Here is a 4,459-nt window from a genome sequence, read left to right as displayed (position 1 = left end):
GTTCGACGTCAAGGGCGGCGTCATTCTGATCGCCGCGACGAACCGGCCCGACATCCTCGACCCGGCGCTGCTGCGGACCCGCTCGCACCGCCGGCACCCGTCGCCGCGCGCTCGGTCGACGAGGTCGCCGCGGCGGTGAACGCCGCCAGGGCGGCCGGCGTCGGCGTGCTGCACACGATCGCGGCACGCCGCCCCGACGGGCGGGGCGCCAACCGCAACGCCCGGCTGTTCCGCGCCGCGGAGAAGGCGTCGACGAAGCAGCTGCTGGGCACGCCGGCCACCGAGATCGTCGAGGAGGTCGGGCCCGAACCGTCCGACCTCGTCTCGATTCGGCTGGCCGGGCTGTCGCCGCTGCTCGGCACGGACGCCGACGCGATACTGCGCAATCTCGGCGCCCGCACGCTGGTGATCGTCGGGGTCTCGTCGAACGTCGCGATTCCGGCCGCGGTGTTCGAGGCCGCGAACCTCGGCTACCAGGTCGTGCTGCCGCGCGATGCGGTCGCCTGAGTGCCAGCCAGCTACACAGACGTCGCCATCGACAACAGCCTGTCACCTGTCGCGACAGTCGTCACCACCGACGAGATACTCGACGTCTGGCGGCCCTGACCGGCGGCCGTCCCTGGTCTCCGGCCGCTCCAGGCGCCGTGCGGCAGCTGGGGCGGCTACCGCAGGCACCGGCCCGTTTGTCCGACATGTACACAATCATCCGAACGACGGGCCCCGGTGAAGGTCGTGGTCCGTCATCGCGCGGCGCACGGCGGCCGGCGACGGATCGAGGGACGGAGACGCTCGATGACCGACGGTGTGTGGCGCAGTGAGCCGCGCGGCACCACGACCTCCCTGCTGCTCGCCCGCACGGAGAGCGATCCCGATTCCGAGTACCTGGACATCGGCGGGACCAAGCTGACGGCGGCGGACGTCGCCGACGCGGCGTCCCGCCTGGGCAGCGCCCTGCGCAGCCTCGGGCTCAACCCGGGCGACCGGGTGGCGACCCTGCTGGAGAACTCCCCCGAGATGCTGTTCGCCTGGTGGGGCGTGCAGTGGGCGGGCGGCGTCGCCGTCCCGATCAACACCGCCTACAAGGGCGACTACCTGCGCCACCAGCTGCGCGACTCCGGTGCCACGATCCTGGTCGTGGCCGCCGACCTCATCGACCGGGCCGAGTCCGTCGTCGCCGACCTGCCCGACCTCGTCCACGTCGTCGTCGCCACCGGCGTCACCGAGGCCGCCCCGGCCGCCCTGCCGGTCCTGCCCGGCGCCACCGTGCACCGGTGGGACGACCTGCTCAGCGCCACGCCGCTGGCCGCCCCGGCCGAGCGCCGCCCGGCGGACCTCGCGACGTTCATCTACACCGGCGGCACCACCGGCTACTCCAAGGGCTGCATGCTCAGCCACAACTACCACGGGGTGCTGGCCAGTCAGATCGGCCAGAGCTGGGCGCGCACCGCCGAGGACGTGGTGTGGACGCCGCTGCCGATGTACCACTACAACGCGCTGGTCACCGCGGTGATCGGCCCGCTGGTGTTCGGTGGTCGCTCGGCGATCTACCGGCGGTTCTCGGTGTCGAACTTCTGGCCGGAGATGAACCGCACCGGCGCCACCGTCACCTCCACCCTCGGCACCATGGCCTACCTGCTCGCCCACGACGTCGACCGGCCCGAGATGCCGGGCTCCGGCGCGCCGGAGGCGAACACGTCGCTGCGGCTCATGGGCGCGGCGCCGCTGCCCCCCGAGGTCGACGACATCATCCGCAGCCGGTTCAGGATCGAGACGTTCTCCGGCGCGTACGGCGTGACCGAGGCGAGCCTGATCTCCTGGCAGCCGCCCGGTGTGCGCAACCGCCCCGCCGCCGCCGGCGTCATCAACACCGAGTACTTCGACGTCCGGATCTTCAACGACGACGACGAGGAGCTGCCGCGCGGCACCCCCGGCGAGATCGTCATCCGGCCGAAGCTCCCCCACGTGATGTTCGAGGGCTACTGGGGCCGGCCCGACGTCACCGTCGAGACCAGCCGCAACTGGTGGTACCACACCGGCGACATCGGCAAGATCGACGAGGACAACTTCCTCTACTTCGTCGACCGCAAGGCCGACTACCTGCGCCGGCGCGGTGAGAACATCGCCAGCTTCGAGGTCGAGCGGGTCATCATGGGCCACGGCCAGATCGCCGACGTCGCCGTGCACGCCGTGCCCAGCAAGATCACCGAGGACGACCTGAAGGTCACGGCCACCCTCATCGAGGGCTCCCCCCTCACCGAGGAGGAGCTGTTCCGCTGGTGCGTGGACGCGCTGCCGTACTTCGCGCTCCCCCGCTACATCGAGTTCCGCGCGGAGCTGCCCCGCTCTCCGGTCGGACGCGTCCTCAAGCGCGAACTACGCGCCCAGGGCGCCACCCCCACCACCTGGGACGCCGAAGCCGCCGGCATCACCTACGAAAAGCGCTGACCCAGGCGTAGTACGCAGCCGGCCCTTCCGCACGGAGACACCGGACACCGGACACCGGACACCGACCAGCAAGAGCGACCAGCCACAAGCACCCCGGTCGCTCTTGCTGGTCGCTCCGGACCCCGGCCCCTGCGAAGCGACCAGCCACAAGCACCCCTCGTCCCGTCGGCCTCGGGAACCGCGAGATCCACCAGGCGAACGCGCGTCGCTTTCCCTCCGGGGCAGATGTGGTCGAATCGCCACGTGGTGGATCTGAGCTTCGTTCTGGTGCACGGCGGGGGTCATCGTCGGGTTTCTGGGACCTGCTCGTCCCCCGGCTGGCACGCCCGGCGCTCGCCGTCGACCTGCCGGGCCGCGCCGGGCGCCCGGCCGACCCGATGGCGCTGACCGTCGAGGACTGCGTCGCCTCGGTACTCGCCGATGTCGAGGCGGCGGGGCTCCCCGACGTCGTCCTGGTCGCGCACTCCTCCGGGTGCTTCCTCGTGCCGGGGATCGTCGAGCGCCTCGGCGCCCGGGTGCGCCACATCGTGCTGACGCCGCCGTGCGTGCCGCCCGAGGGCGGGTTCGGCCTCGACGCGATGAAGCCGTCCTACGCCCGGCGGGCCCGTGCGGGGCTCGCCGCCGCCCGCCGCGACGGCACGGCGCTGACGACGCCCGGGCCACCGGCGGACCCGGAGGTCCTGCGCCGCGCGTACGTCCCGTCTGCCCGACCAGGGCCTCGTCACCGTCGTCGACCTGGACACCGGCCACATTCCCGCGGTCACCGACGTCGACGCGATCGCCGACCTTCTCGGCAGGATCGTGACAGCCTGCGACGCCTGACCCACCCATGCTCATGACCTGCGGCTTTCCGGCCGCGGCGGCCGCTCCCAGGATTCCCCGCGGCGCCGCGTCCCTGTGATCGGACGAGCGGTCCTACCCAAAGAGACGAAGGGCTGGCGACATGCGGGCTGCCGTCCTACGGGGTGGGCGGATCGAGGTCCGCGCGACACCCGATCCCACCCCCGGCCCCGGCCAGCTCCTCGTCCGATCGCTGGCCTGCGGGATCTGCGCCTCCGACCTGCACTTCATGGACCACCCCGAGGGTGACGCCGAGGACGACAGCGGGCTGTCGAACTATGACGCCGACGCCGACATCGTGATGGGCCACGAGTACTGCACGGAGATCGTCGAGTACGGCCCGGACACCCAGCGGCGCTGGCCGGTCGGCACCCGGGTCGGTTCGCTCCCCGCGCTGCTCGTGCCCGGCGGCGTGCGGGATCATCGGGCAGAGCCCGGACGCCCCCGGCGGATTCGGTGAGTACCTGCCGCTGACCGAGTCGATAGCGCGGGTCGTCCCATCGGACCTGCCGAACGCGCTGGTGTCGATCTCCGACGCGATCTCGGTCGGCTGGTCCTACGTCAAGCGCGCCGCGGTGACGCCGAAGGAGGTCCCGCTGGTCATCGGGCTCGGCGCGATCGGGCTGTCCGCGGTGGCCTCGCTCAAGCGGCTCGGCATCGGGCCGATCGTCCCGCACTAGACCCGACGTGGCCAGGGTCGCGGAACACCTCGTCTCGCTACCCTGGCCCGCCCCTGACCCGCCCCTGACCTCGAGCGCGGCTCGTCGACCCCTGCCCGTAGCGCCCGCAGCCCGCAGCCCGCGGCCCGCAGCCCGCTACGCCCAGGCGACGACGGGCCCCGCGGCGCCGAGGAGGGAGTCCGTGGCCGCCGCGGTGTCGACGGCCAGCTCGAGCACGGTGACGCCCGGGGTGGCGAACGCCTCGGCGAGGCGCCCGCCGTGCTCCGCCGACGAGTAGGCCTCACCCTTCTCGCTCCACACCTCGACGACCAGGGTGATGCCCAGGCTCGCCGCCCAGTCCAGGCCCGCCTGGGCCGCCGGGGTGAGCGTGTCGACAACGGCGACGCCGACACCACCGTCGAACAGCGCGGCGGACAGCGCCCCGGCCACCGCGAGTCCCGGCGCGCCGGCCGCCGGGACCCGGACGCTGCCCAGACGGGTGGTCGGCACCGAGC

At 72.7% G+C, this 4,459-nt stretch carries 4 protein-coding genes and 3 pseudogenes; 6 read left to right on the top strand and 1 reads right to left on the bottom strand.

Translation table 11 applies throughout. The features are described from left to right. The 6 genes and pseudogenes from MXD58_RS31230 to MXD58_RS20820 form a co-directional block, all read left to right on the top strand. A pseudogene (locus tag MXD58_RS31230) lies at positions 1–76 on the top strand (AAA family ATPase); the annotation flags it as partial. A 32-nt stretch (positions 77–108) separates the two neighbouring features. Next, positions 109–507: pseudogene (locus MXD58_RS20840) on the top strand (cysteine hydrolase family protein); the annotation flags it as partial. A gap of 285 nt (positions 508–792) precedes the next feature. Next, on the top strand, positions 793–2,445 hold the full coding sequence (locus MXD58_RS20835; protein WP_248840321.1) for an AMP-binding protein: 1,653 nt from the start codon (positions 793–795) through the stop codon (positions 2,443–2,445). A gap of 227 nt (positions 2,446–2,672) precedes the next feature. Further along, entirely contained in the window at positions 2,673–3,284 is a 612-nt protein-coding gene (locus tag MXD58_RS20830) for an alpha/beta fold hydrolase (RefSeq protein WP_248840322.1), read from the top strand. Between the two features lie 104 nt (positions 3,285–3,388). After that, entirely contained in the window at positions 3,389–3,745 is a 357-nt protein-coding gene (locus MXD58_RS20825; protein WP_248840323.1) for an alcohol dehydrogenase catalytic domain-containing protein, read from the top strand. Positions 3,746–3,806: 61 nt separating this feature from the next. Further along, positions 3,807–3,965 (top strand): hypothetical protein, encoded by a 159-nt coding sequence (locus MXD58_RS20820; protein ID WP_248840324.1) that lies wholly within the window; start codon positions 3,807–3,809, stop codon positions 3,963–3,965. Between the two features lie 135 nt (positions 3,966–4,100). Here the strand turns inward: MXD58_RS20820 and MXD58_RS20815 are convergent. Next, positions 4,101–4,459, bottom strand: a pseudogene (locus MXD58_RS20815) (thiamine pyrophosphate-binding protein); the annotation flags it as partial.

Source organism: Frankia sp. AgKG'84/4, from assembly GCF_023242965.2.
Taxonomy (GTDB): Bacteria; Actinomycetota; Actinomycetes; order Frankiales; family Frankiaceae; genus Frankia.
Note: the sequence above shows the minus strand (reverse complement) of the source record. Positions and strands in the feature narration are given on the sequence as shown.